23 protein-coding genes and 1 pseudogene are annotated in these 26,839 nt (G+C 37.7%); 14 read left to right on the top strand and 10 right to left on the bottom strand.

Annotated elements, in window-relative coordinates; translation table 11 throughout:
- Positions 1-107: 107 nt before the first annotated feature.
- Positions 108-1,178, top strand: coding sequence for a phosphoribosylformylglycinamidine cyclo-ligase (purM, locus tag MJX77_RS10130; protein WP_252058932.1), 1,071 nt, complete (start codon positions 108-110; stop codon positions 1,176-1,178).
- Positions 1,175-1,804, top strand: a complete 630-nt coding sequence (gene purN, locus MJX77_RS10125; protein ID WP_004790628.1) for a phosphoribosylglycinamide formyltransferase — start codon at positions 1,175-1,177, stop codon at positions 1,802-1,804. The genes purM and purN overlap by 4 nt, the downstream gene beginning before the upstream one ends.
- Before the next feature lie 67 nt (positions 1,805-1,871).
- Here purN and MJX77_RS10120 read toward each other — a convergent pair whose 3' ends face one another.
- Both MJX77_RS10120 and sppA read right to left on the bottom strand, forming a co-directional pair.
- The gene (locus MJX77_RS10120) at positions 1,872-2,681 is read right to left on the bottom strand and encodes an alpha/beta fold hydrolase (protein WP_252058930.1); all 810 of its coding nucleotides are present in this window, start codon (positions 2,679-2,681) and stop codon (positions 1,872-1,874) included.
- A 21-nt stretch (positions 2,682-2,702) separates the two neighbouring features.
- Positions 2,703-3,719 carry a signal peptide peptidase SppA gene (gene sppA / locus MJX77_RS10115; RefSeq protein WP_004790623.1) on the bottom strand — a complete coding sequence of 339 codons (1,017 nt, stop codon included), beginning with the start codon at positions 3,717-3,719 and terminating at the stop codon, positions 2,703-2,705.
- A gap of 133 nt (positions 3,720-3,852) precedes the next feature.
- Here sppA and MJX77_RS10110 point away from each other — a divergent pair, with 133 nt between their 5' ends.
- Positions 3,853-4,836, top strand: a complete 984-nt coding sequence (locus MJX77_RS10110) for a lysophospholipid acyltransferase family protein (RefSeq protein ID WP_252058928.1) — start codon at positions 3,853-3,855, stop codon at positions 4,834-4,836.
- Here the strand turns inward: MJX77_RS10110 and MJX77_RS10105 are convergent.
- From MJX77_RS10105 to MJX77_RS10095, 3 genes are all read right to left on the bottom strand, one after another.
- Positions 4,798-7,221, bottom strand: a complete 2,424-nt coding sequence (locus MJX77_RS10105) for a DNA internalization-related competence protein ComEC/Rec2 (RefSeq protein WP_252058926.1) — start codon at positions 7,219-7,221, stop codon at positions 4,798-4,800. The genes MJX77_RS10110 and MJX77_RS10105 overlap by 39 nt on opposite strands.
- A gap of 83 nt (positions 7,222-7,304) precedes the next feature.
- Positions 7,305-7,991 (bottom strand): lipoprotein-releasing ABC transporter ATP-binding protein LolD, encoded by a 687-nt coding sequence (lolD, locus tag MJX77_RS10100; protein WP_151767132.1) that lies wholly within the window; start codon positions 7,989-7,991, stop codon positions 7,305-7,307.
- On the bottom strand, positions 7,984-9,219 hold the full coding sequence (locus MJX77_RS10095) for a lipoprotein-releasing ABC transporter permease subunit (protein WP_004790618.1): 1,236 nt from the start codon (positions 9,217-9,219) through the stop codon (positions 7,984-7,986). Before MJX77_RS10095 ends, lolD begins: the two co-directional genes overlap by 8 nt.
- Positions 9,220-9,368: 149 nt before the next feature.
- On the opposite strand from MJX77_RS10095, the pseudogene MJX77_RS10090 reads away from it, so the two are divergent.
- A pseudogene (locus MJX77_RS10090) lies at positions 9,369-9,449 on the top strand (PilZ domain-containing protein); the annotation flags it as partial.
- A gap of 29 nt (positions 9,450-9,478) precedes the next feature.
- Here MJX77_RS10090 and MJX77_RS10085 read toward each other — a convergent pair.
- On the bottom strand, positions 9,479-10,387 hold the full coding sequence (locus MJX77_RS10085; protein WP_252058925.1) for a DMT family transporter: 909 nt from the start codon (positions 10,385-10,387) through the stop codon (positions 9,479-9,481).
- A 7-nt stretch (positions 10,388-10,394) separates the two neighbouring features.
- Positions 10,395-10,883, bottom strand: a complete 489-nt coding sequence (locus tag MJX77_RS10080; protein ID WP_014207405.1) for a YaiI/YqxD family protein — start codon at positions 10,881-10,883, stop codon at positions 10,395-10,397.
- Positions 10,884-11,128: 245 nt separating this feature from the next.
- On the opposite strand from MJX77_RS10080, the gene MJX77_RS10075 reads away from it, so the two are divergent.
- Both MJX77_RS10075 and MJX77_RS10070 read left to right on the top strand, forming a co-directional pair.
- Positions 11,129-12,070, top strand: a complete 942-nt coding sequence (locus tag MJX77_RS10075; protein ID WP_004790613.1) for a hypothetical protein — start codon at positions 11,129-11,131, stop codon at positions 12,068-12,070.
- A 33-nt stretch (positions 12,071-12,103) separates the two neighbouring features.
- Positions 12,104-12,250, top strand: coding sequence for a hypothetical protein (locus MJX77_RS10070; protein WP_004790612.1), 147 nt, complete (start codon positions 12,104-12,106; stop codon positions 12,248-12,250).
- 59 nt (positions 12,251-12,309) lie between these two features.
- Here the strand turns inward: MJX77_RS10070 and serC are convergent, their stop codons facing one another.
- Positions 12,310-13,389 (bottom strand): 3-phosphoserine/phosphohydroxythreonine transaminase, encoded by a 1,080-nt coding sequence (gene serC, locus MJX77_RS10065; protein WP_174742140.1) that lies wholly within the window; start codon positions 13,387-13,389, stop codon positions 12,310-12,312.
- 383 nt (positions 13,390-13,772) lie between these two features.
- Between serC and MJX77_RS10060 the strand changes: the two genes are divergently transcribed.
- From MJX77_RS10060 to MJX77_RS10025, 8 genes are all read left to right on the top strand, one after another.
- Positions 13,773-15,260 (top strand): TolC family protein, encoded by a 1,488-nt coding sequence (locus MJX77_RS10060; RefSeq protein WP_252061326.1) that lies wholly within the window; start codon positions 13,773-13,775, stop codon positions 15,258-15,260.
- Positions 15,261-15,272: 12 nt separating this feature from the next.
- Entirely contained in the window at positions 15,273-16,394 is a 1,122-nt protein-coding gene (locus MJX77_RS10055; RefSeq protein ID WP_252058923.1) for an HlyD family secretion protein, read from the top strand.
- A 3-nt stretch (positions 16,395-16,397) separates the two neighbouring features.
- Positions 16,398-17,528, top strand: coding sequence for an ABC transporter permease (locus tag MJX77_RS10050; protein WP_252058921.1), 1,131 nt, complete (start codon positions 16,398-16,400; stop codon positions 17,526-17,528).
- Positions 17,525-18,616, top strand: a complete 1,092-nt coding sequence (locus MJX77_RS10045) for an A1S_2622 family ABC transporter permease subunit (protein WP_252058919.1) — start codon at positions 17,525-17,527, stop codon at positions 18,614-18,616. The genes MJX77_RS10050 and MJX77_RS10045 overlap by 4 nt, the downstream gene beginning before the upstream one ends.
- Positions 18,617-18,875: 259 nt before the next feature.
- Complete coding sequence (locus MJX77_RS10040) at positions 18,876-19,670, top strand: ChbG/HpnK family deacetylase (RefSeq protein ID WP_252058917.1); 795 nt, start codon at positions 18,876-18,878, stop codon at positions 19,668-19,670.
- On the top strand, positions 19,667-20,647 hold the full coding sequence (locus MJX77_RS10035) for a glycosyltransferase family 2 protein (protein WP_005307620.1): 981 nt from the start codon (positions 19,667-19,669) through the stop codon (positions 20,645-20,647). Before MJX77_RS10040 ends, MJX77_RS10035 begins: the two co-directional genes overlap by 4 nt.
- Positions 20,647-21,027 (top strand): GtrA family protein, encoded by a 381-nt coding sequence (locus tag MJX77_RS10030; protein WP_005307623.1) that lies wholly within the window; start codon positions 20,647-20,649, stop codon positions 21,025-21,027. The genes MJX77_RS10035 and MJX77_RS10030 overlap by 1 nt, the downstream gene beginning before the upstream one ends.
- 9 nt (positions 21,028-21,036) lie before the next feature.
- Complete coding sequence (locus MJX77_RS10025) at positions 21,037-22,683, top strand: ArnT family glycosyltransferase (protein WP_252058915.1); 1,647 nt, start codon at positions 21,037-21,039, stop codon at positions 22,681-22,683.
- 52 nt (positions 22,684-22,735) lie between these two features.
- On the opposite strand, the gene gyrA is transcribed toward MJX77_RS10025, so the two are convergent.
- Both gyrA and MJX77_RS10015 read right to left on the bottom strand, forming a co-directional pair.
- On the bottom strand, positions 22,736-25,450 hold the full coding sequence (gene gyrA, locus MJX77_RS10020) for a DNA gyrase subunit A (protein ID WP_252058914.1): 2,715 nt from the start codon (positions 25,448-25,450) through the stop codon (positions 22,736-22,738).
- 415 nt (positions 25,451-25,865) lie between these two features.
- The gene (locus MJX77_RS10015) at positions 25,866-26,825 is read right to left on the bottom strand and encodes an MBL fold metallo-hydrolase (protein WP_252061325.1); all 960 of its coding nucleotides are present in this window, start codon (positions 26,823-26,825) and stop codon (positions 25,866-25,868) included.
- Between the last annotated feature and the right edge of the window lie 14 nt (positions 26,826-26,839).

The following is a 26,839-nucleotide window of genomic DNA, read 5'->3' as shown; positions in this document are numbered from 1 at the left end:
TATAAATGAAAAAATATTTTTATTAAAGATAGCATTTTCGAGCATAAATAACATAAGAGTTTCGTATATTCAGGTTATAATCTGCCGCCAATGCGGAGACTTCATTTATGAGCAACTCAACTTCTACCCCAAATACCGGTTTAAGCTACAAAGATGCGGGTGTCGACATTGAAGCGGGCGACGCACTGGTCGATCGTATCAAGTCAGTCGCTAAACGTACAAGTCGTCCTGAAGTAATGGGCGGTCTTGGTGGCTTTGGTGCACTATGCAAAATTCCTAAAGGTTATGAAGAGCCTGTTTTAGTTTCTGGAACCGATGGTGTAGGAACTAAATTACGTTTGGCACTTAATCTTAATCGTCATGACACAATCGGCCAAGATCTTGTGGCTATGTGTGTAAATGACCTTTTAGTTTGTGGTGCAGAACCATTATTCTTCCTTGATTATTACGCGACTGGTCACTTAAATGTTGACGTTGCTGCAAATGTTGTTACTGGTATTGGTAAAGGTTGTGAGCTTGCAGGTTGCGCACTTGTAGGTGGTGAAACCGCAGAAATGCCAGGCATGTATGAAGGCGAAGATTACGATCTTGCTGGTTTTGCTGTTGGTGTTGTTGAGCAAAGCAAAATTATTGATGGCTCTAAAGTAAAGTCTGGTGACGTACTTATCGGTGTTGCATCAAGTGGTGCTCACTCGAATGGTTATTCATTACTACGTAAAATTTTAGACGTTAAAAACGTTGATTTAACTCAAGTGATTGATGGTCGTCCTCTTGCAGATGTTGCAATGGAACCAACACGTATCTATGTAAAACCAGTTCTTGAACTTTGCAAACAAGTTGATGTACATGCTATGGCACACATCACTGGCGGCGGTTTACCTGGTAACTTACCACGTGTATTACCAAATGGTGCTCAAGCGGTCATTGATGAAGCATCTTGGGAATGGTCTGAGTTATTCCAACTTCTACAACGCGAAGGCAATGTAGAGCGCTTTGAAATGTACCGTACGTTTAACTGTGGCGTAGGTATGGTCATTGCTGTTGATACTAATGATGCTGAAAAAGCAATTGAAGTGCTTAATACTCAAGGCGAAAAAGCTTGGAAAATTGGACACATCCAAGAAAATGCTGAATCAGTGGAAGGCGCAGACGAAAAAATTCGTGTGATCTTTGCATGATAAAAATTGCTGTTCTAGTCTCTGGGAACGGCAGTAATTTACAAGCCTTGATAGATGCAAATCTATCAGGGCAAATTGTAGGTGTACTGTCTAATAAAGCAGATGCTTATGCCCTAGAGCGTGCTCAAAAAGCCAATATTGCTACGGCCGTTATTTCTCATAAAGACTTTCCAACTCGTGAAGTGTTTGATGAAGCAATGCATCAACAGCTCTTAGCTTGGCAAGTAGATGTGGTTATTTTAGCCGGTTTCATGCGCATTTTAACTCCCACCTTTGTCAACAAATGGCAAGGGAAAATGCTGAACATACATCCCTCACTTCTTCCAGCTTATAAAGGTGTGAATACTCATCAACGTGTTTTAAACACAGGTGATCGTTTACATGGTTGTACCGTACACTTTGTAACGGCTGAACTGGATTCTGGTCAATCAATTGCCCAATCCGCTATTTCAGTTAAAGAACATGATACTGCCGCTTCATTAGCAAATCGAGTGCATGCACTTGAGCACTTTATCTACCCACAAGTAGCAGAGTGGTTATGTAACGGTCAACTTACATGGAAAAATGGCCAAGCTTATTTTCGTGATCAAGTTCTTGAACACCCTATTCGTTTTGCAAATTGGTAAAACTTTTTACTTAAAAGCAAAAATAAAAAAGGACATGCCAGCATGTCCTTTTTTATAAGTCTAAAAATTAATTTGGCTGATGATGAATCAATTTCTTTATAGAATTCACTGTATCAATTGGATGTTCTAGAGGAAACATATGCCCACCCTCAACTACAGTAAATGGGATTCCCATTTTTCGCTTTGCCATTTGAGGAAAGCCTCTTTTTAAGAAATCACTTCCTTTACCTACAACTAAATGCACAGGCATCTTAGGTTTTGGCATAGGCAGCCACCACCAAGAAGGATTCTTACGGAAAATTGCAACCTCATCCTCACGAGAAATCGTTAAAGTAACTCCGCCACGGACCGAGTCTTCTTTTAAAGCATAGTCGATGTAGGCTTGAAAACAATCTTCATCAAAATCTTTATAAAATCCTTTAGGACGTAGTAACTCAGCAGCCTGCTCTCTTGAGTCCCAATGTTCACGACGGCGTGCAGATAAACCTGCAGGAGTCATCGCATCAACCAATTTAGGACGAAATAGTTTTGCTATGTGAAATGCAAATGAATATCGTCCTAAAATAAGAGGCGGATCTAACATAATGACTTGAGAAAAGAGTTCAGGACGCTGAAAAGATGCCATCAACGTTAAAACCGAACCAAGAGAATGACCAAGTCCAATCACTTTACGTCCTTTCGCCTGTCGCACAATACTGTCAATTACCTGATCAACCAAAGCAGGCCAATGGTTAGTCACAGGATAACGTTTATCAGGACCAATCAGAGGAACATAAATAATGTCATATTCCCCTTTCAACTGGTCAAACAGTTTTTGATACACTTTTGATGGCACGCCATTCGCATGAGCAAAGTGTATAACTGGTTTCATTGACATACCGCTATCCTAAAACAGATTTTATTGTAATTTTGCGCTTTGACGAGTCTGCACTTCTTGAGCAATAGATTCACTTACCCCTTGCCCGATTTGTGCCCCCATACGACCTAAAATGGATTGTAATGGGTTGCGCTCAATTGTGTAGTCAACTTTATTATCAAGGTTTAGTTCACGCATCAAGCTCGTAATGTTACCTGAACGGTCAGCAACGCCCAACTGGATTGCTTGTTCGCCAGTCCAGAATAAACCAGAAAAAATAGCTGGATCGTTCGATTTCAAACGCTTTCCACGCCCTTCTTTAACTGCAGTGATAAAGTGAGTGTGAACATTATCAAGAACAGATTGAATATGTTGCTTTTGCACAGGATCAATCGGTTTTGTCATACTTAAAATGTCTTTATTCGTTCCTGCCGTTAAAGTCCGATCTTCAATGCCAAGTTTCTGAGCTAAACCAGTAATCCCATAGTTAGGCATGATCACACCAATTGAGCCGACCAGACTTGATGGATTGACAATAATCTCATCCGCAGCAGACGCAATATAATACGCACCTGATGCGCCCATATCACCAATCACAGCGTAAACCTTTTTATCTGGATGCTGTTTTTTCAAATAACGAATTTCCTGCCAGATTTCATCAGACTGAACTGGAGAACCGCCAGGTGAGTTAATATTAAGTGCAATAGCTTTACTATTTGAAGCTTCAAAAGCACGTTTAAGCGCTTTATTGGTATCTTCGCTATTTACTGATTGATTACTTGAAGCATCAATAGTTCCAATAATATCCACTACTGCCAAATGAGCACTACTGCTACTCACCGCAGAGCCTTCTTTGCTGGTTGAACAGCCTTTACCCATGAGTACAATAATGAATAATAAATAAATAAAAGTTAATGTTTTAAAGAAGATTCCCCAACGGCGACTACGGCGCTGTTCCTCTACTGAAGCAAGTACAGCCTTCTCAAGAATTTGCCATTCTGGTCCATTTTGTTTAGGGATTATAGGTTCATTTTGTGGTTTTGGTGGCCAATCGGACATAAAATTCCAATCCAAATTAATCTAAAATGATGTCATTATATACGTTGATTTGATAAAAACTGTCTAAATAATATGATTTCATTTATAATAATTTTATCTTTTTTTAATTATTGCTTCCTTTTTACCGCGATAGATGACCAAATTAGATACAAAAAGCATGAACTACTACCTACTCAAAACTTTTAGCCGCCAGCCAATTCAATTTGGACGTTTTCTTGCTCGTATGTTGGCAGGGTTAATTAATACTTTAAAAATTACTAAAACATCAAAAAGTATAGAACTAAACCTACAAATCGCCCTCCCACATTTAACGCCACAGCAGCGAATAGAAATTACTCAGCAAGCTATTCGCAATGAAGTCACCTCATACTTTGAATTTTTAAGTATTTGGGGCTCATCAAATAGTAAGAATATCGAAAGAATTCATCATATTGAAGGTGAACATTACTTTCACGAAGCACTTGCAGCAAAAAAAGGTGTGGTTTTGATTGTTCCACATTTTGGTACATGGGAAGTCCTGAATGCTTGGTGCTCACAATTCACTTCAATGACAATTTTATACAAGCCAGTAAAAAATGAAGATGCAGACCGTTTTGTTCGAGAAGCACGTAGTCGTGAACAAGCTCACTTGGTTCCTACTGACGAAACTGGTGTAAGACAAATTTTTAAAGCCTTAAAACAAGGTGAAACTACCGTAATTTTGCCTGACCATACACCTAACGTCGGCGGCAGTATGATCAATTATTTTGGTGTTCCCCTTGCCTCAAGTAATTTAAGTACCAAGCTTATTCAAAAAACTAAAGCAAAAGCTTTATTCCTTTACGCGATTCGTAACGAAAATGACGGTTTCACGATGCACGTTGAACCTATGGATGAGAAAATCTACGAAGGTAGTGCAGATGATGGAACTTATGTCATTCATCAGGCTATTGAACAACTCATCCATCGTTATCCAGAACATTACCACTGGAGCTATAAACGTTTTAAAGCAAACCCTGCTTTAGATAATATTTATAATATTGATCCAGCTGAAGCTCTTCAAATTGTGGATAAGCTTAAAGCAGAAGCTTCACAAGTTTCAGTGGAGCCAAGTACGCTCGAAACGTCGAGTGTATAAAATCATTTGATGATTCTCAGATACAAAACTTAATGTTCCTTGCTCAACTGTGCTTTTAAATGGAATATTAAGTTCTTGTATTCTCGCTAAAACCTCTTTGCTTGGATGACCATATCGGTTATTAAAGCCGGCAGAAGCAATAACAAGCTTGGGGTTTAACGTCGCTAAAAAGTCATAAGCCGAACTATGTTTACTTCCATGATGACCTAATACCAAAACATCTACCTTTAAATCAGGATATTCTTTTATCAATTGATATTCTGCTTCCCATCCCGCATCCCCCATAATTAAATAATTCTGATAATCCCTTACTTGTTTTAAATGAATATAAACAACACAAGAATATTCATTTTGGTTAGTAGGAACTAAATTTAAATCATTTTCTTTAGGCCAAAGTATCTCAATATCTAACTGTGGATATTGCCATTTTTGCCCTTGATGACAATAGGTAAATGGTTCTTTTACCTTCTCTGCCCATAGCTGATTTGATATGACTTGTTTGATAGGAAAAGCCTGAGCGATAAAAGGAAATGCCCCACTATGATCTTGGTCAAGATGAGATAACACCACATGATCTAGTTGCTTAATACCTTTCTGACGTAAATATGGAATTACTACATTTTGACCAATGCTGAAAGCCTTTTCATCATAAGAACCACCCGTATCAATTAACCATGTCTGCTCTGGATGTTGTAGAAAAATCGCTTGTCCTTGGCCTACGTCTATAATATTTAATTGAATTTGCTGTGAGGTTTTATTCGGAATGACTAAGGGTAAACAACATATAAGACTCCAAAATTTTGGTAAAACACCACGCGGTAAAAATAAAATAATAATGGCACAGCTTAAGCCTATCAAAGCCAGTGGTGTCAGACTAAAACCTTGCAACGGTAGAGATAATTTCTCTAAAAGACTAAAACATGTCAGCACCATACTGAGCAAAATATCATTAAGCTGAAAGAGCGCATTTCCAGGTGAATTAAAAATAAGCCACACACAAGCAGCGAAAATATTTAAAGGAACAATAACTCCTCCTAACAGAGGAACAGCAATAATATTTGTAAGAGGTGCTACCCATGAAATCTGTTGAAAGAAAATCAGCATTAGAGGACATAGAGCAATAAATATTTTGCTCTGAGATTCAATTAGGGTTTTAGCTAAAAGAATTATTCTAGATAGCAAACTCAATGAGGCAAGATTTGGTGCCTGTACTATGGTTTGATAAATGCGTAATAAAATAAAGCAAGAACCATAAGAGAGCCAAAAACCTGCTGATAAAACACTAAATGGATCAAAAAGTAAAAGTAGACTTGCGCTATAAACCAATAGCGAAAATGGCTTAACTGGCAGTTTGACTAACAATAAAAAGGCAAATAAAAATATTGAGAGTAAAGTTCTTAAGGCTGGAATTTCAAAGCCGACAAAAGCTGTATAAATCAAAACTCCAAAGCATAACGGAATCATTGCTAAAATTTGCTTGGGTTGCCACAAATAAAGCTGAGGATAATAACGTTGTACTAATTGATGTAATCCCCAAGATAACAAGATTGCAAAAATGAGGACATGAGGCCCTGAAATGGCCAACAAATGAGAGATTCCTAACTGCTTAAATTGATTTTTAATGTCTTCATTTAAAAGACTTTCATCCCCTGTTAAAAGCGCTAATAACAATCCTTTATTCTGAAAAGGAGATTTTTTTAGAATTAATCTAAATTTTAGACGGAGTTTTTCTATATTTAACTGTTGTCTAGTAAAAAATTTTTGTTGCTGTTTTAAGTGATTTTGATAACCCAACCGATAAATTTCATTCGAGTTTAAAGGCTCAATATGTTGAACACTGAAACCTGACATTATATTTCGTTGAATGAACCATTGTTCTTGATCAAAAGCACCTGATACTGCATAACTATGAGCTGGTCTGGTTTTACCCGAAATTCGATAGTAATGACCTAATTGTAATTTTGGCCCCTCTATTAATGCACTCTCATTTTCATTTTTTAAATATAACAACCAATTCACCACATCGGATGACCGCCCTAGAACCTGAGCGAGTTGCTGTGTCTTATTATCTTTTTCTTCACTTATTCGGTCTATATAAACAACAATCTCTAAAGACTCAGGTTGCATCTCCCGTAGTTGTAGTCTTTCATTTAAGGCATGTTGAGCATACTGATGGCCTATAACAAAAAGGCTTAGACCACAGATTAAATAATAAACTCCTTTTAATATAGGACGATTTACAACAAGATGGCGCTTAAATATATAAAACATTAAGCAGATAAAGAGCAAAACTTTACCAATCCAACCATATTGCGTTATGAGAGGAAGATCTATTCCCATAAATGCAATACCTACAATCCACCCCACTAAAATAAGCTTTAACATTTAAAATCATATCGTTATCTTTTTAGGGGCAAAATTAAAGCCCAACTGAGTGGGCTTTAACAATGTGATTTAATGACAATTTTTTAAGAACTGCTTACCCACAGACCATCTTCCATATGCAAGATTGAATCTGCTGCCTGAGCCAACTGCTCATCATGAGTCACAATAAGCATAGCCATATTGAGCTCTTTCTTAAGATCAGTCAGTAACTCGAAAATACCAACAGCTGTTTTACGGTCTAAATTACCCGTTGGCTCATCCGCTAAAACTACGGCAGGTTTAGTGACTAAAGCACGCGCCAAAGCAACACGTTGGCGCTCACCACCTGAAAGTTCACCAGGTTTATGATCCATACGGTGGGATAATCCCACTCGATCTAGTAAATATTCAGCTTGTGCCTTTACCGACTTATATTGACTGTCTGCTCGAAGCATTAAAGGCATTGCCACATTTTCAAGCGCAGAAAACTCAGGTAATAAGTGGTGGAATTGATAAACAAAGCCAAGGTATTTGTTACGTTGAAAACCACGTTCGGCTTCACCTAAATTATCAAAACGCTGACCATTTAAGAATACTTGTCCTTGAGTTGGTTGCTCTAGACCACCTAACGCATGAAGCAAAGTACTTTTACCTGAACCACTCGCACCCACAATTGAAACAAACTGCCCAGCTTCAACTTGTAAAGAAAGACCTTTAATGACTTCAACCTTAGATTTACCATCATCAAAATGTTTATATATTTCTTTTGCTTCTAAAACAATTTTACTCATAGCGCAGTGCCTCGGCAGGTTGAACTTTGGCAGCACGAAGCGCCGGATAGATAGTCGCCAAGAAGCTTAAAAGTAAAGAAACAATCACAATAATCGTCACATCTTGCCATCTTAAATAAGAAGGAAGGTAATGCACGAAATAAGCATCGAATAGATTTAAGCCCAACACATTGTTAAACCATGAAATGATATCGCTAATGGTTAAAGCTAAAATTACACCTAAAACTGTACCAGCAACTGTTCCAATCACACCAATCACGGTGCCTTGCACCATAAAGATTTTAGTAATCATTGATGGCGAAGCGCCTAATGTACGTAAAATGGCAATATCTGATTTTTTATCAGTCACAACCATGACTAACGACGAAACAATATTAAATGCTGCAACCACAATGATAAGTACAAGCAATAAACCAACTAGCGTTTTTTCCATTTGAATGGCATTAAACAGATTGCCATGCGTATAGGTCCAGTTCGTTGCATAGAAATTGCTTGGTAAACTTTTTACCAAGTCATCGGCAACTTGTGGCGCGGCAAAAATATCATCTAGTTTTAAACGAACACCTTGAGCACCATCAGGTAGGCGTAATAAGGTTGACGCATCATATAGGGCGATATAACCCACCATAGAATCGACTTCAGCGCCTACACTAAAAATACCCACCACTTTAAAACGCTTGAAACGAGGTACAACACCGGCTGGAGATGGCGTTGCTTCAGGTAAAACCAATGTCACACTGTCATTTAGACGTAAGCCCAATGAATCAGCCATATCTTTACCAAGTACAATACCAAACTCACCCTTTTTAAGTGAATCTAGACTCCCGGCAACAATATGATTTTGAATAATAGAAACATTCTTTTCATATTTTGGGTCAATACCCGTCACCATAATACCAGCGACTTGCCCTTGCGCGGTTAACATACCTTGCAATTGGGTAAAAGGTGCAACCCCAGTTACATGTGGATGATGTTCAACTCGTTTTACCAGTTCAGGCCAATCCGTGAGGATTTGTGTAGATGAAACTGTCGCTTGCGGCACCATTCCCAAAACACGGTTTTTCAATTCGCGATCGAAACCGTTCATTACAGAAAGTACCGTAATCAGCACTGCGACACCTAGTGTCAAACCGACCATCGAAACCAATGCAATAAAAGAAATAAAATGATTACTGCGTCTTGCGCGAGTATATCTCAACCCTATATACAGTGAGATTGGTTTAAACATACCTTCTAAATCCAAGGTGATTGATGGGAAATAGCAGATGCGAATGTCAAATTACATTCACATTTACTATTTGGCCATATCGTTAGATGCTGTATTAAGGTTTAAAAATCAGTAAGTTCTGATCTTCCCTTAACAATCCTAATATTATATTGCTGCGCTATTTTCTACTACTTAAGTTAGGAGATCAATTTGATCATGCATTTCGCTACGAATTAGAACAATTTAATGAATAAGCTCAACAAATTACCCAAATCTTCTCCTATTTAGACTTCATATGTTGAGCAAAGTTCCGGTTTGCCTGAATGTCTTTATAGAAATATAAAAAGAGTCCAGACAAGATAATTAAAGCCCCTACAAAAACCATAATCGAAAGTTGTTCATGATTTAAGGCAGCTCCAATCATCATCGCTAACATTGGTGTAATTACTGTCGTTAAAGATAAAGTTGTTGGCTGAATATTTTGTATAAGTTTGAAATAACAAAACATGGCGACTAATGAAGCCATCAGTACCGTATAAATTAGGGCAAATAAAGATTTAGCTTCTGGCAAATGTGTCGGCGCATATTGCCAAATAAATGGAATAAAACAACTAGCAAAAATAGAAGACACTAAAATAGAACCTGTTGCCTGAGCCATCGGCTGGATCTGAGCATTAACTTTCTTAACCCAGAAAATTGAAAAAGAATAAACAAACACACTAATCAGCATAAGGACAATACCAAACGGATGCACGTGCTGATTTGCACCGCTCAAACAAATAATCGCTAACCCACTGACCGCAATTGCCATGCCCAGCCATTGCAGCTTATAAAGTTGCTGGCCAAATGCAAACCGACCAATAAGCCCTGCCATAATAGGTGCTAAGCCAAACATAAGTGCAATCATGCCTGAACTTAAATATTGGGTTGCGGCATAAGTAAAAATTTGGGAGCCAATTAAGCTAAAAGATCCGGCAATGTAGCTGTGAACTGCTTGTCGATGAGTCGGAAAAGGTGTTCTTAAAATCAGTAATATGATTAATGCCAAAGGCAATGCAATAAAAAAGCGTAACAACAATGCCCACATCAGATGTAAATCAGACACACTCCAAACAATAGCCAATGGAGTGGTTGCCCAAATGAACACTAACAAGGCATAAGTTAAAGCCAAATTGGTTTGCGATGGCATGTGATGCTCACTTAGCTGTTTTACGTTTTTGCTTTAAAATTGTTTGATCTAATGAACTTGAAAATTCACGCTTATCTCGCTCAGAAATAGGCGGGGGCCCACCAGTTTGCACACCCGCACCACGAAGCGTATCCATGAAATCACGCAGATGTAAACGTGCTTTAACATTCGCGGTTGTATAGACTTCACCACGTGGATGAATAGCAACGCCCCCTTTCTCGATCACTTGAGCTGCCAGTGGAATATCTTGCGTAATGACAATGTCATTTTCAGTCATACGATCAACTATTTCTTTATCGGCCTGATCAGCGCCACTTAAAACCTGTATTGACTTAATACGAACAGAAGGTGTAATCCCAACATTTTGATTGGCAACAAAAATAACTTCTAATTGATAACGATCTGATGCACGCAGAATTACTTCACGTAAAATTTTTGGTAAGGCGTCTGCGTCTACCCATAGCTTAAATGGCAGCACGTTATTCTCTATTTCCACTAAAAATCTAAGTCTAACAGATGCTTTTCGAAGGTGAGTAGAAATAAACATTAAACTTATTTTTAATTTCAACATTAAAGTTTTTATAGATGAAGCTTACTTTTAATTTATAAATAGAAGCCACATTTCTCTTTAAATGACTAAATATGTGCTTTTACAAGAGAATTTACACATGATGACTTGAAAAATAGTAAACACCCTCGATTTAATATAACAAGTAATGTGAACCCAACAGCATCGTGCTTATGAAAAATCAAAACAGTCCAGAAGTAATTAAAGTAAATGACCAAAATTTTGGTAGTCATGGCGAACATTGGAATCTATTGACGTCCCATCCTGAAACAGATGTACCAAAATGGTTAGGACTAGCACTTGATGCACCTGTAATGCCGATGGGCTTATGCGAACATGAAGAAGATATGGATCAATCTTTTTGGTTGATCCAAGGCCCACAAAACCAAAAAGTTACAATCAACCAGATTATTGCTGTTGAAAACCAAAAGCCTCGAGCACTCAAAACAGCGTTTCCAAGTTTTGAAAGCCCATATCAATATAATGCAAAAATTGAACGTATCATTACTTGTGACTCTGCAACGCAAGCCGTGTTAAGTTTAAGACTAAATAAAAATACAACCGTTTATGCGTTTGATAATTTATTTAGCGTTAACGCTTGTCAATATGACAAAAACCAAAACTATCAAGTTCAATTTAATGCATGGGCTTATGAATTAGAACCTGTTCCAGCAGGCGAAAAAATTGTTGTTGATGACCCAGCTTCAATTAAACATCACCGTGCATTAAATGCAATTTTGACTGAACATAATGGTATTGCTCCTGAAAACTTACAGGAACTCATTAATGAATGGCAGCCAAAAACCCCAGAAGATCAAGAGCCTGTAACTGTTGATTTTTCTAAAATGGTCGCATATTTATATGGTGAAAATCTTGGTCAAGAAGATGAAGCATGGTTCCAAGGTAATATTGTTGGCAAAACTTCTATGACATTTATGGGGGCAGAATATACCCTTTATGATGTCACTTTGGTTTTAGAAGATGATCTTCCTGCCATATTAGTGCGCATTGCGACCAAAAACGATTTGTATAAAAACTTTAATATTGGCGAATATATTCGCGGTAATATCTGGATTCAGGCGACTATTTGTGCTAAAAAGGGTGAAACTAATTGAATTTCACTAATATTTTAATAATTAGGTTATTGAATGAAGATTATACCCGAACAAACTACCAGCCTCATTCAATCTAGTAGCCTGCGCGTAAAGGTCGATACTGGTGCGTTTTGCTTTTTTGTATTGGGTATGTTTTTAGCTGCCATATTCATGCACCAACTTGGTTTAGTACCTTTTTAGTTTATAAAATTTATTCAAAAATAAAGCCCTCATTTGAGGGCTTTATTTATTTGATTTGCTTAACCATTACGTTTTGCAAAATCATCCATAAAGCTAATTAAAGCCTGTACGCCTTCTAATGGTACAGCATTATAAATACTTGCACGCATACCACCCACAGAACGGTGTCCAGCTAAATTCAACAAATGGTTTGCTTCCGCCTCTTTTAAGAATTGCTTGTCTAAAGCTTCATCTGCCAAGGTAAACGGTACATTCATAATTGAACGGTTCGGAATTGCAATCGGGTTATTGTAGAAATCGCTTGAATCGATATAACCATATAACAACTGAGCTTTTTCAAGGTTAACTTTATGGATAGCATCTACCCCACCCTGCTCTAGTAACCATTCAAATACTAAACCAGACAAGTACCAAGCGTAAGTCGATGGAGTATTTACCATAGAACCATTTTTCGCTTGGTCACCATATTTTAAAATGCTTGGAATTTCTGGTTTAGCTTGATCAAGTAAGTCATCACGAATAATGACAATTGTTAAACCAGCAGGACCAATATTTTTCTGTGCGCCAGCATAGATTAAACCAAACTTGGTCACATCTAATGGAGCAGATAAAATACTTGATGAATAATCACAAACGAGTGGAGCTTTTACATCAGGAATTCCTGCGAACTGTAAGCCACCAATCGTTTCATTATCCGCATAATGTACATAGGCTGCATCATCAGATAAATTCCATTCGCTTTGCTCAGAAATTGCGAACTTGCCATCTACTTTAATACCAGCATTTACAACATTAATGTCGCCATAACGTTTTGCTTCTTTTAACGCTTTTTCAGACCAGATGCCTGTGTGGATATAATCAGCTTTACTGTTCTTACCTAAAAGGTTTAAAGGAATCGCAGAAAATTGTAATGACGCACCGCCTTGTAAAAACAGTACTTTATAGTTTTCTGGAATATTCATTAACTTGCGTAAATCTGCTTCAGCTTTTTCAGCCACAGCAACATAGTCAGCACTACGGTGACTCATTTCCATGATGGATAGACCTTTACCTTGCCAATCCAACAATTCTTGTTGAGCTTTTTCTAAAACGGCAGTAGGTAATGCAGCAGGACCAGCACAGAAATTGTACGCGCGCATGATTTTTCCCTTGTATAAAGTCAAACACAATAAAAATGGCATTTAACCACAGATTGCTTAAGCTTGCAGCAGCTTCTCAAGTAAATATTTCAATGCTGGACTGTATTTAAGTTTATTTTTTCAATTATTGTGGTCGTTATTTCTATACTTTTAATTACTGGCTTCCAAATTTAAAAAGATTTTAAGCAAAAAGATCAACTTGACTTGTGATTACAATTTCACATACCTTGATAGATATTAGAAAAAATATTGGCTTAGTAAATTCAATAATTAAAGGAGCTAAAATCAAAATGTTTTTATACAAATGTATAATAAACAATATGATAATTGAATTTAATAACAAGAAATTTAAACTATAAGGGAGCCAGAAATTGTTATTTAAAATGCCAGAACATCGATATAGACAGTCTATTTTTCCCTTTTCATTTAAACCTAAACATCTTGCTTTGGCTTTAGGCTTTTTTTTCACTAATCATTTATATGCCCAAAGCTTAAGTTATGCAGAAGCAGAACAACAAGCTTTGAAAAGTTCATATAGCACCCAAGCCAACCAAGCATTACAGCAAGCATCTCAATTAGAAGCCGAAGCAGTAAAGGGCCTCGGATTACCTCGAGTTGATTTAAATGTGAGAGCATATGCTTTTCACAGTGAAACAGATGTACCTCTTGGCTCTTTTAAACAAAAACTTGAGAATGATTTAAGCCAAGGGCTGAATGACAAACTTTCACAGTGGAACAATGTCATTCCATCGGATGTGCTGGGACAAGTTCAAGAAGGCGCCAATCAAACCATACATGACGGTATAAATCGATTTCCAGATTATGCGAATCTGACCATTGAAGATCAGGTTGTGCGCCCTTCTATTTCGGTCGTTATGCCACTCTATACAGGCGGCTTAACTAGCAGTGCAAAAAAACTAGCAAATATTCAAGCACAGCGTTCAGAGCTTTCAAGCCAGCAACAACAAGATATACAGCGGTTTGAAGTGGTACAAAGCTATTTTAATGTGCAATTACAGCAGCAACTGGTAGCGAGTAGCTTATTTAACTTTAATGCGATGCAGAAACATTACAGTAATGCTCTAAAGCTCGAGCAACAGGGATTTATTAGTAAAGGGCAACGCATGCAATTTGAAGTCGCCCGTAATAATGCGGAACGTACTTTACAAAATACTCAAGCCAACTTAAATGCCAGTCGCTTTAGTCTTAATAATCTTTTACATCAACAAAACAATATAGATTTAAGTACGCCACTATTTGTAAATAACACCCCAAGCCAGTCTCTAGAATCACTTTTGAGCAGTTATTCGCAAAAATCTAGCCTAGTACAAAAAATGCAGATGGATACTCAACTGGCTAATGTAAATATTCAAGCTCAGGAAGCTGCAAAAAAACCAAGTCTTTTTGCTTTTGGTGAATATGCTCTCGATAAAAATGAAAACTGGATTGTCGGTGTAATGGCAAAATACAACCTATTTTCAGGTGTAGATAAAAATAAGAATATTCATGCTGCCGAATTGAAGCGCTATGCCTCTGAACTCATGACTGAACGAACTAAACAAGAGATCGAAGCTCTTTTGAATAAGTCATATAACGAACTCAACTCTGCTCAACAAAGTCATCAGCTCTTACAAAGAAACGTAAATGCCGCTCAAGAAAACTTACGTATTCAAGAACTTTCTTTCCGTGAAGGAATGGGTACAGTAACCCAAGTAATTGATGCACAAAATGCATTAAGCGCGTTAAAAACTGAAATGGCTTTAAATGCTTATAAATATGTCATGTCACTCGCGACTTTACTTCAAAGTCACGGCTCAATTGACCAATTTAAAGCTTACGTTAATCAACCACATACCGACTATATTCGTTAAGGGGAGTATAAAATGAATCAAGACTCAGCTCATTCAGAACAAGATGCTCCTGTTGCGGATACAGCAGAAACCAACCAAGTTCAAAAAGATGATCAAGCGAGTGATCATCAAGAATCAAGCACAAATAAAAGTGACTCCCAACCACCTAAAAATTCAAAAATTAAACTGATTATTGGTGTAATCATTATTGCCCTATTGGGTTTAATTATTTTTGGTTTGTGGAAAAGTTATCAGCCAAAGCCTATTGAACTACAAGGCCGAGTTGAAGCCGAAACAATTCATGTAAGTACAAAAGTTCCGAGTCGTATTGAAGAAATTTATGTACAAGAAGGCCAGAAAATTTCCAAAGGCCAGCCACTTGTTCGTTTGGTTAGCCCGGAAATAGAAGCTAAAAAACAACAGGCTTTGGCTACCTTACAATCTGCTTTAGCATTTCAATCTACGGTAGATCGTGGTTCTCAACAAGAGAATATCGATACACTTTATGCAAACTGGCAAAGTACGAAAGCACAAGCAAACCTTGCAAAAACTACTTACCAACGTGGTGAAAATTTATATAGACAAGGCGTCATTTCGCGTCAAAGACGAGATGAAATGCTTGCAGCACAAACTTCTGCTCAAGAATTAAGTGAAGCCTCTTATCAACAATATGCTCGTGCAAAACGTGGTAGTACGAGCCAACAAAAATCTACAGCAGATGCACAGGTTGAAATTGCAAAAGCAGCTGTAGGTGAAGCAAAAGCACTAGAGGAAGAAACACGTTTACTCTCTCCTATTTCAGGTACGGTTTCAAAAACTTATGGTAAACCTTCTGAATTAGTCGCTATGGGTGTTCCTGTTGTCAGCATTTTAGAAGATGATGATTTATGGGTAAGTTTAAACGTGGGTGAAAATCAATATGCCTCTGTTTATAAAAATAAAACCCTTGAAGGATTCATTCCAGCACTTAATCAGAATGTGAATTTTAAAATTAAGAATATAGATGCTGAAGGTGAATTTGCCACCATAAAAACAACTCGCCAAACTGGAGGCTATGACATTCGCAGCTTTAAACTGCATCTTGTGCCTGAGCGTCCAGTGCAAGATTTAAAAGTTGGGATGAGTGTTCTATTTAAAATTAAAGAAGAAAAATAAAGCATGTTTGCCAGTATATTACGTGAACTAAACTATCTAAAAAGCAACAAATGGGATTTGTGTATGGTGACACTCATCCCCGCTTTTATCATTTTTATGTTTAGCAGCATGTTCTACGCAGGTAAAGCTGAACACTTACCGATTGCGATTATTGATCAGGACCAAAGTGAACTTAGCCGTAATATTGAAAAGTATCTTTCTTTAAATCATACGGTAGAGATTAAAACAGTTACGGCAAGCTCCACAGAAGCGGAACAACTACTCAATGAAACCCAAATATGGGGCTATGTTTTCATTCCAGACGGCGCTGAAAAACGCTTTGTGAAAGCGCAAGATGCTCAAATCAGCATTGCATTTAACCAGTCTTTTTTTAGTGTCGGGAATACGATTTCCTCCGCAATGTTGGTCAGTACCCTCAATGCTTTAGCAGACTACGCAGGCCAGAGTTATCTCGCAAATAATATCCCCTATTTAGATGTTCCTACGGCTCATGTCAAAATCTCAACGCTTTATAACCCAAGCATGAGCTATGAGTTTTATTTAGAACCCTTCATGGTTCCAGCGGTATTGCATTTGTTGCTGTGCTGCTGTGTTGCCTTTGCCATTGGACAAGAACTGAAACGTGGCACATTAACCGCTTGGGTAAACCGAGAAAGTTTTATTCAAGGTTTATTGGCTAAAAATTTGCTCTATAGCCTTATTTTTTGTTTCTGGACATGGTTATGGATGTTCTGGCTGGTTGAAATTCGTGGCTGGTTTGTAGCGGGTTCTCTTAGTTTATTGCTATACGCACAGTTCTTACTTTATTTTGCCTACGCTTTGATTAGCAGCACAGTTATTTTAGCAACCAAAAATTTAAGCAAAACTTTTGGCTTTATCGCTGTCTATGGTGGGTCATCTTTAAGTTTCGCAGGCGTTACCCTGCCCTTAAATAATGCACCGATTTTCACTAAGTTTTGGTCACTCATTATTCCCTATACCCCTTATGCAAAGCTCCAAACCGAACAATGGGTGATTGGAAGTCCAGTTTTCATTTCAATGATTCCTTTTTTAATACTCATTGGCTACTGCCTTCTTTACTTCTTTTTAAGTTCTCTACTGCTTAAAAAAATAGTTCGAGGGGCAACGCAATGAAAGAGTTTTTAAATGCATATTTGCAAACTTTTAAAGATATTGTAGGAAACAGTTCAGTTTTCACAACTCTGATTTTATCAGTCATTCTTTATAGTTTTTTTTACCCTACCGCCTATAAAGCTGAGCGGGCTGAATCAATTCCTATTGTTATTGTTGATGAAGAGCAAAGCCTCTTAACTTCTCAATTAATCGGTCAAAGTGCAAATAGTCCCCATGTTCATATTGTTACTGTTACAAGCAATTTCTTACAAGCAGAACAAATGGTTCGTGAACAAAAAGCAGATGGTATTTTGCTTTTACCGAGTAACCTAACGCAAAGCTTACGCCGTGGAGAAACAGGCGGAATTGGCTTATATTTAAGTACAACCAACTTTTTAAAAACTAAAGAAATTGGTTTAGGCTTAGCTACATCCATCGAAGCGACCTTAAAAGAATATGTCGAAAAATTTGGAGAGCGCACTCATTTCCAACCCGCACTTTCTATTCATCAGGTTCCTTTATTTAACCCCCTTTCAGGTTATGGAAGCTATATTTTTCCAGCAGTTGCAACACTCATTATTCATCAAACGATTGTTTTAGGCTTAGCCATGCTGATTGCAAGCTACCGCGAACAGCATGAAAAAATTACCTCCATTCGCTTTGCTGGAATTTTTGCCAGTCTGTTTACTATTGGTTGTTTAAGCAGTTTTTACCTTTTTGGTTTTACGCTTTGGTTCAATGACTATCCACACGGTGGAAACTTCACAGGTTTACTCGTTGCTGTTCCTATTTTTATTAGTTGTGTAATTGGATTAGGCATGTTGATTGGTTCACTTTTAGATATGCCAGAACGTGCTGGACATATTATTGTATTTAGCTCTGTACCCTTATTCTTATTAACAGGTGCTGCCTGGCCACATCAAGCAATGCCTGAATGGTTACAATGGTTTGCATGGTGTTTACCATCAACACATGGGGTACAAATGTTTGTGCAACTTAACCAGATGGGTGTTCCTTTAGCCACAGTTGTACCAAAACTGATATTTCTTGCGACAATCGGTCTTATTTTTTTAATTTTGGCCTATTCACGTTTAAAAGCATCCAAGTGAAGAGTTTTCTGAACTTGGAGCATAAATTATATTTTTATTTACTATAAAATCTGATAGTTAAAAGTCATTCCTTAAAAACTATTGACCATAAAAATATAAAAAAACCAATAAATTCAAATTATTAATTGGTAACAATTGTCATAAAACCTTAAAAAAACTTTAAGTTGAAATTAAGAAAATTTCTCCATAGTAAAACTGTTTAGTTTTTCAGCAGCCTAAAAGGGTAACTCTGCTACCCTGCTCTATGACGGAATTTGATATGGCAAAGGTATGTTATTGCGCAGATGACTTTGCAATGAATGCAGAGATATCTAATGCAATTATTCAGTTAATTGAAAGAGGAGCACTTCAAGCGACCTCATGTATGACCCAATCTGAACTCTGGGAAACAGCTGCTGCCAAACTCAAACCTTTCTCGAATCAAATTGATATTGGTTTACATTTAAATTTCACTCATGCGTTTACTTCAGGTAATACGGTTTTCTCATTACCTGCACTCATGTTTCGTGCATGGTCATCAAATCTTAACCGTGAATTAATTACCAAGTGTATTGAAGAGCAATGGGATGCATTTGTTTCAGTCATGGGAAAACAACCCGATTTTATTGATGGGCATCAACATATTCATCAATTTCCGTTTATACGGGATATTTTGCTACAGCTTTTAAAAGAGAAAAAATTCACTGGTTGGATACGTAATTTACAACATCCAATTTATCTACCCCATTATCGTTTTAAAACGCATATGCTTTCTGCACTTGGCTCAAATGCCTTAGCAAAGGCATGCCAAACCTACCAGTTTAGCCAAAATGAATATTTCGCTGGTATCTATGACTTTAAACAAACTGATTATGCCGAACTGAATCAATATTGGCTTGCTCAAGCAAAAGACCACTTACTGATTATGTGCCATCCCTCACTTTCTACACCAAGTGAGCAAGACCCAATCCAACATGCACGTATCCAAGAATACCAATATTTTTCGTCTGATCAATTCCCTCTTGATTGCCAGAAAAATGGCATCCAACTTACCAGACTAGGGGCAATGCAATGAGCACAAAACCTTTTTTATCCTGCGTTGTTCCCGCTTATAACGAAGCAGAGAATTTAAAGACATTTATTCCAGCTTTAGCAAACAGTTTAAAGCAACAAAATCTTAGCTATGAAATTATTGTAGTCGATGATGGCAGTAAGGACGATACTATTCCGATCTTACAAACGATGATCGAAGATTATCCTTTAGTTGTGCTGGAATTATCACGAAATTTTGGTAAGGAAGCTGCTTTAAGCGCAGGTTTAGACCATGTAAATGGTGAAGTTGCACTGCTCATTGATGCTGACTTTCAACATCCTTTTGAAGCAATTCCGACCATGATTAACCTTTGGAAAAATGGTTATGACATGGTTTATGGCATTCGTAATCGTACTACTGAATCATGGCTAAAACGGACCTTAACTCAAGGTTACTACCGTATTTTAAATTTAAGCTCACCTATTGATATTCCCGAAAATGCTGGTGATTTCAGACTTCTTGACGCAAAAGTTGTTGAAGCAATTAAACAATTACCAGAAAAAAATCGCTACATGAAAGGTCTTTATGCATGGGTCGGTTTTAAAAGTATCGGGATCAATTTCTCCGAGCAAGATCGTCAACATGGTCGTTCTAGTTTTAACGTAAAGTCATTATTCAATCTGGCAATGTCTGGTTTAACTGGTTTTTCAGATTTACCTTTACGAATTTGTATTTATCTAGGTGCCCTATTGGCTTTAGGCGCTATGAGTTACGGTGTTTGGATCATTATTAAAACCCTGATTGAAGGAATTTCTGTACCGGGTTGGGCAACTCTTGCGGCAGGCATGACGCTATTAGGTGGCATTCAATTGTTATTCATTGGAATTTTAGGTGAATACATTGGCCGTATTTATGCAGAAGTTAAAAATCGACCTAAATATATTGTTTCAACCGAACATTCTCGTATTAAGCAAGAACACCCAATCACTCACTCAGAAAATACGTTCTCTAGTTTCTAATGTTTGCACATATTTTTCAGCTCGCGCGGTTTACCACGACTGGGGCCGCAGCGGCACTGACGCACTACAGTATTGTCATGCTCTTGTTTAAACGAAACATTGCATTGCAGTATGCCAATTTAGTCGCCTTTCTACTTGCCTATTGGGTGAGCTATTTTGGGCATCGTATTTTTACTTTTAAAGCCCAGCATATTTCTCATCGACACACACTACCCAAATTTACGTTAGTCGCTGGATTAGGTTTTTTATTCAATGAGAGTTTTCTCTTACTTTCTAATCTGTATTTCAGCGCCCCTGTTTCAACATTGGTTTGTGTGGCTATTGTCCTGACTTCAATTGTGACTTTCTTGCTTAACCGTTTTTTTGCATTTCAACATTAAGGATTATGTATGCAGCAATGGCTTCGTAGTTCCAAATTCTTATTAATATTTTTACCGATTTGGTTGTTTGTTTTGTCTTGGATAAGACCTCTCTCTGTGCCAGATGAAGGACGCTATGGAGACATTAGTCGATCTATGTTTGAGTCGGGAGATTGGTTGATTCCCTGTATCAATAGCCTGCCATTTATGCATAAGCCTCCTCTATTACATTGGTTAAGTTCTATATTTATGGAACTGTTCGGTATGCATATTTGGGTATTGAGATTAGTTCCAGTGCTAGCAGCTACACTCATGCTCGTCAGCCTATTCTTATTCGTTAGAAAGCACATTTCAGAACGTATAGCACAACTTACTGCCATTATTTTAGGCACCAATTTACTGTTTTTTGGTAGTAGTGAATATATTAACCATGATCTACTGCTTGCTTCATGGATTACAGTCAGTGTTTTATGTTTTGTTGATTTCACAATTTCAGCGCGTAAATCTATTTTATTTTTAGGATATTTTGCAGGTGCGGCTGCGTTCTTAAGTAAAGGCCTGATTGGTGTATTAATTCCCGGCATGATTCTCTTACCATGGTTGCTTTACACCAAACAATGGAAAAAAATCCCTTCATTGCTTAACCCTTTGGGGATTCTGTTATTTATATTATTGGTTAGTCCATGGCTCTATGCAGTCCAACTTAAATATCCTCAATTTTTGCATTATTTCTTTATCGACCAACAATTTAGTCGATTTAGCTCAAAAGAGTTTAATAATAAGCAACCATGGTGTTTCTATCTGATTATTTTAATGTTCAGCTTTTTACCATGGATTCTGTCGAGTAGATTTGGATCTATTAAAGCCGTATTTCAAAATTACAAGAAGTCCGCTTTACTGGCCCTGTTTATATGGTGGTTTATTTCTGTTACGGTTTTCTTCTCTATTCCACCTTCTAAGCTAGCTGGCTATATTTTACCAGCTGTGCCCCCACTCGCTGTTTTCTTGGCTCTTGTTATCAACCAAGTACTTGAAAGTGACTATAAAACAAAATTACAGGTTTGGGGTTTACCTATATTTATTATGCTTGTCGGAATAGGTATTGCTGCTACACCGCATTTCATGCGTGCACATCAACCCTTTTTCCAAAACCAAGCGGTATTTATTTATATCATTGGCTTACTATTAGTTGTGCTTCCACTGGCTCTAGTCTGGTTATATAAAACGCAGAAATTAAACTATTTGAACTATATTTTTATCAGTTTAATTGTTCTATGTAGTTCAGTCCCCTTCGCCGTTCGTATTTTAGATACCAAAAATAATGTGGGACAAACGAGTTTTTCTGAATATATGACACCATCAACAAAAATAGTTTTCTACAATTACTATTTCTATGATGTGCCTTTCCTTTTACAGCTAAAACAGCCTGTATATATTGTGAATCAATGGGATACAGTGCATTCAGATAGTGCTTCTTTAGAAATTAAAGATGGGTTATTGTTTGAACCACAACGCAAAAAATACTTATGGAGTGAGCAACAGCTTCAAGATGCTTTAACACAAAAACAAGATTTGGTTGTCGTAAGTCAGCCTAATAATTTTGCAACTAAAGATCCATCTGTTAAAACACTACATTATCGAAATTATGATGTATTTATCTTCCACTCAAACAAATAAATAACCCAATAAAAAAGGAAGCTAATGCTTCCTTTTTTTATTTAATTAAGACTTACTCTTCTGACACATCGTCATTCGTAGAAACTGCATCTTCACCCTCTACTTCTGAAGTATCAACTTCTCCTTCGAGAAACTCTTCTTCATCTTCGACAGCTTCAATAGACACAACGCCCACTAAAGTTTCTTCTTCGCTTAAACGAATCAGACGAACACCTTGTGCATTACGACCAGTCATTGCAACTTCAGCAGCACGAGTACGAACTAATGTACCGCCATCAGAAATAAGCAACAGCTCTTTGCTTTCATCAATAGATACTGCACCTACAAGCTCACCATTACGTTCACTTGTCTTAATCGCAATAACGCCCTTACCACCACGTTTTTTGGTTGGGAAGTCATTTACAGGAGTACGTTTACCATAACCATTGGCACTCGCACACAACACTTCGCCCGTTTCAGGAACAACAACAAGCGATACGATGCGACTTACTACATTTAAATCTGCTGAATCTTCATTATCATCAGATTCATCATTTTCAACTTCTGCATCTTCTTCACTTAAAGTGCTGCTTGCAAAGCTAACACGCATACCACGGACGCCTTTAGCAGTACGACCCATTGAACGCACGTCAGTTTCTGCAAAACGAATTGCCTTACCTTCATTCGAGAACAACATGATTTGCTGATTACCATCAGTAATCGCAACACCAATCAAGGTATCTTCTTCATTCAATTCAATTGCGCGTAAACCATTTGAACGAATGTTAGCAAACTGCTCCAAATCAACACGTTTAACCGTACCTGAAGCTGTCGCCATAAATACATAATGGTTTTCTGGGAACTCAGTTAACGGCAAGATAGCTGTAACTGTTTCATTCGCATCTAAAGGTAACAAGTTTACAATCGGGCGGCCTTTAGCACCACGTGATGCTTGAGGTACTTCAAATACGCGAAGACGATACACTTTACCTACGTTAGTAAAGCAGAGTACAGTCGCATGGTTTGAAGCCACAATCAGATGTTGAATAAAGTCATCATCTTTCATTGAGGTTGCAGACTTACCACGTCCACCACGGCGCTGAGCCTGATAGTCTGAAAGTGGTTGAGTTTTTGCATAACCTGTTTGTGAAACCGTTAATACAACTTGTTCTTCAGGAATTAGATCTTCACGGCTAAAATCAATACGTGATTCAATAATTTCTGTACGACGACCATCACCATACTGTTGTAGTACTTGCGCTAATTCTTCACGAATTACAGCCATCAATAAATTGAAATCATTAAGAATTGCCGTAAGTTCAGCAATTTGACCTAAAATTTCAGTATATTCTGCATGTAATTTGTCTTGCTCAAGACCCGTTAAACGATGTAAACGCAATTCTAAAATTGCACCCACTTGCGTTGGTGATAAACGGTAAATTGATTCAGTTAGACCAAATGGACGATCTGGGTTTTCACCTTCGATTTCATCTGGGCGAACAGAAATAGCGCCAGCTTTTTCAAGTAAAGAAATAACGCCACCACCAGCCCACTCACCAGCGAGTAAACGCTCACGCGCTTCGGCTGGGTTAGCAGAAGTTTTGATGGTTTCAATAATTTCATCAATATTGGCTAAAGCAACAGTTAAGCCTTCTAAGATATGACCACGTTCACGTGCTTTACGTAATTCGAACATGGTACGGCGTGTCACTACTTCTTGGCGGTGACGAATAAATGCCGCAATAATATCTTTTAGATTCATCAATTTTGGTTGGCCGTTATCAAGACAAACCATGTTGATGCTGAATGAGTTTTCAAGCTGCGTATTTAAGAATAAGTTATTTACAACGACTTCTGCGTTTTCACCACGTTTCAAGTCAATCGCAATACGCATACCGTCTTTGTCAGACTCATCACGAAGCTCTGAAATACCTTCAAGTTTTTTCTCTTTAACTAACTCAGCAATACGTTCAATAACTCTTGCTTTGTTAACTTGATACGGAATTTCAGTAAAGACGATGGTTGTACGGCCTGTTTTTTCATCTTCTTCGAAATGGTATTTACCACGAATGTGCAGTCGGCCTTTACCTGTACGGTAAGCATCAACAATGCCTGATTTACCGTAAATAATACCGCCTGTAGGGAAATCAGGACCAGTAATGTATTCCATCAACCCTTCAATCGAGATATTCGGATTGTCAGCATAGGCTAAGCATGCATTCACAACTTCTGTCATGTTATGCGGTGCCATGTTGGTTGCCATACCTACGGCAATACCAGCAGCGCCATTAATTAACAAGTTAGGAACACGTGTTGGAAGCACCTGAGGAATACGCTCAGATCCGTCGTAGTTATCTTCCCAGTCAACTGTGTCTTTTTCTAGATCTGCAAGAAGCTCGTGCGCTAACTTAGTCATACGGACTTCGGTATAACGCATTGCAGCCGCGCTATCACCATCGATCGAACCGAAGTTACCCTGACCATCTACCAATAAATAACGTAAGCTAAAATCTTGAGCCATACGTACAATAGTTTCATAAACAGCTGAGTCACCATGAGGGTGATATTTACCGATTACGTCCCCAACAACACGTGCAGATTTCTTGTAGGCTTTGTTATAGTCATTGCCCAATTCGTGCATGGCAAATAGCACACGACGGTGAACAGGTTTCAGACCGTCTCTCACATCCGGCAATGCACGAGATACGATTACACTCATTGCGTAATCTAAATATGAATGCTTGAGTTCATCCTCAATGGCAATCGGTCGGATTTCCGATACGCTCATGCATACTCCTTCTTACAGATAGAAATTTCCATCTGCTAATATGTCTTGATCTTGCAAAAAATTTAGTTCTGAAAACTGAACTAAAATCGAAAAAAATATAGCTGTATAGTATAGCACAAACTGCTCGTTAACTGGGAGTTTAGCAATCTGAAAATAGCATTTTTTTACAATAAAAATTTCATTAGAATTAATAAGTTAAAATTAGAGAATTCTAGTTTTAAATGTATTTCTTAAAACTCAACAGTTCGACCAAAATATAGACAACACAAAAGTGCTCTCTTTAGAGCACTTTTCATCTAATCTTAAAAACAAAACTTAGTTTATTAGCCAAAATAAATAATATTTAGCTTAAATATACTTGCCTTGTTGTAAACCCATTATTCTTTTCATTTCTTTAAATAATGAGTTTGAAATGTCATTTTATAGGCCGATATTGAGCAGGAATCCACTGATATCCTTTTGAATCTTTACTAATATGCCCAATACCAGGAAAAGCAACATGCGCAGCTCCCACCCACCATTGGTTTTTATAGGCTTGTTCAAAAATACTTTTACGAACAGCTATAGCCTGATTCGAGTGAGTATCGGGTTTGTAGCTTGCTTCAGGATAAGGAAATTGGACTGCACCGTAATGCACAACATCACCAAGACCTAAAAACTTTTGACCGTTTTGTCCATCTATTAAATATGAAGAATGACCTTCAGTATGACCATGAGTAACGATGAGTTGAACATTCGGTACGTTAAAAGAAGTTTTGGTAAAAGCGACGAGTTGCCCTGCCTTCTGGTATGGCTGTAAGGCATCTCTCGTCATTTTAAATATTGGCTTAAAAAAATCGGTAGCTTTTGCTTCATTCGCTGGCGATGTCCAAAAATCTACATCTTCTTTAGCCAGATAAACTTTCGCATTCGGATAAGCCATTTTGCCATCAAGTGTAATACCGCATAAATGATCAGGATGGGCATGTGTAATCAAGATGGTATCTATTTGTTCAGGCTGTACGCCTGCGTTCTTTAAATTTTCACGTACATGGCCCAAGGTTGGACCAAAACATTTTGCAGTGCCAGCATCAATTAAAATATTTTGTGTGGGTGTTTGAACAAGATAGGCAGAGAAATCTGTGACAATCTGATTATGCTCATCTACAGGGACAAAGTTTTCTGCAAACAATCGATTGGCTTTTTCAGCAGAAATACCCAATAAATCACTACGAGGCAGTCCCAGTTCCCCATCAAACAATGCTGTTACCTTAAGGTTTCCTACTGGTTGTAAAAAGTAACCATCGACTTGATGTACTCTTGGCGTTTGTTCTGCATGTATAACTGTACTGGCACTCAGCAGTAATAATATCGTAAGTAATTTTAATGATTTCATCATAGAGCCCTTCG

The sequence above is a fragment of the Acinetobacter sp. AHP123 genome (genome assembly GCF_023757925.1).
GTDB classification, from domain to species: Bacteria; Pseudomonadota; Gammaproteobacteria; order Pseudomonadales; family Moraxellaceae; genus Acinetobacter; species Acinetobacter oleivorans.
The sequence above is the reverse complement of the archived record's forward strand: the minus strand, read 5'-3'. Positions and strand labels throughout refer to the sequence as shown.

Coding starts and splice junctions, on each gene's coding strand:
- purM (WP_252058932.1), top strand. CDS start 108: ATGAGCAACTCAACTTCTACCCCAAATACCGGTTTAAGCTACAAAGAT.
- purN (WP_004790628.1), top strand. CDS start 1,175: ATGATAAAAATTGCTGTTCTAGTCTCTGGGAACGGCAGTAATTTACAA.
- MJX77_RS10120 (WP_252058930.1), bottom strand. CDS start 2,681: ATGTCAATGAAACCAGTTATACACTTTGCTCATGCGAATGGCGTGCCA.
- sppA (WP_004790623.1), bottom strand. CDS start 3,719: ATGTCCGATTGGCCACCAAAACCACAAAATGAACCTATAATCCCTAAA.
- MJX77_RS10110 (WP_252058928.1), top strand. CDS start 3,853: ATGACCAAATTAGATACAAAAAGCATGAACTACTACCTACTCAAAACT.
- MJX77_RS10105 (WP_252058926.1), bottom strand. CDS start 7,221: ATGTTAAAGCTTATTTTAGTGGGGTGGATTGTAGGTATTGCATTTATG.
- lolD (WP_151767132.1), bottom strand. CDS start 7,991: ATGAGTAAAATTGTTTTAGAAGCAAAAGAAATATATAAACATTTTGAT.
- MJX77_RS10095 (WP_004790618.1), bottom strand. CDS start 9,219: ATGTTTAAACCAATCTCACTGTATATAGGGTTGAGATATACTCGCGCA.
- MJX77_RS10085 (WP_252058925.1), bottom strand. CDS start 10,387: ATGCCATCGCAAACCAATTTGGCTTTAACTTATGCCTTGTTAGTGTTC.
- MJX77_RS10075 (WP_004790613.1), top strand. CDS start 11,129: ATGAAAAATCAAAACAGTCCAGAAGTAATTAAAGTAAATGACCAAAAT.
- MJX77_RS10070 (WP_004790612.1), top strand. CDS start 12,104: ATGAAGATTATACCCGAACAAACTACCAGCCTCATTCAATCTAGTAGC.
- serC (WP_174742140.1), bottom strand. CDS start 13,389: ATGCGCGCGTACAATTTCTGTGCTGGTCCTGCTGCATTACCTACTGCC.
- MJX77_RS10060 (WP_252061326.1), top strand. CDS start 13,773: ATGCCAGAACATCGATATAGACAGTCTATTTTTCCCTTTTCATTTAAA.
- MJX77_RS10055 (WP_252058923.1), top strand. CDS start 15,273: ATGAATCAAGACTCAGCTCATTCAGAACAAGATGCTCCTGTTGCGGAT.
- MJX77_RS10050 (WP_252058921.1), top strand. CDS start 16,398: ATGTTTGCCAGTATATTACGTGAACTAAACTATCTAAAAAGCAACAAA.
- MJX77_RS10045 (WP_252058919.1), top strand. CDS start 17,525: ATGAAAGAGTTTTTAAATGCATATTTGCAAACTTTTAAAGATATTGTA.
- MJX77_RS10040 (WP_252058917.1), top strand. CDS start 18,876: ATGGCAAAGGTATGTTATTGCGCAGATGACTTTGCAATGAATGCAGAG.
- MJX77_RS10035 (WP_005307620.1), top strand. CDS start 19,667: ATGAGCACAAAACCTTTTTTATCCTGCGTTGTTCCCGCTTATAACGAA.
- MJX77_RS10030 (WP_005307623.1), top strand. CDS start 20,647: ATGTTTGCACATATTTTTCAGCTCGCGCGGTTTACCACGACTGGGGCC.
- MJX77_RS10025 (WP_252058915.1), top strand. CDS start 21,037: ATGCAGCAATGGCTTCGTAGTTCCAAATTCTTATTAATATTTTTACCG.
- gyrA (WP_252058914.1), bottom strand. CDS start 25,450: ATGAGCGTATCGGAAATCCGACCGATTGCCATTGAGGATGAACTCAAG.
- MJX77_RS10015 (WP_252061325.1), bottom strand. CDS start 26,825: ATGAAATCATTAAAATTACTTACGATATTATTACTGCTGAGTGCCAGT.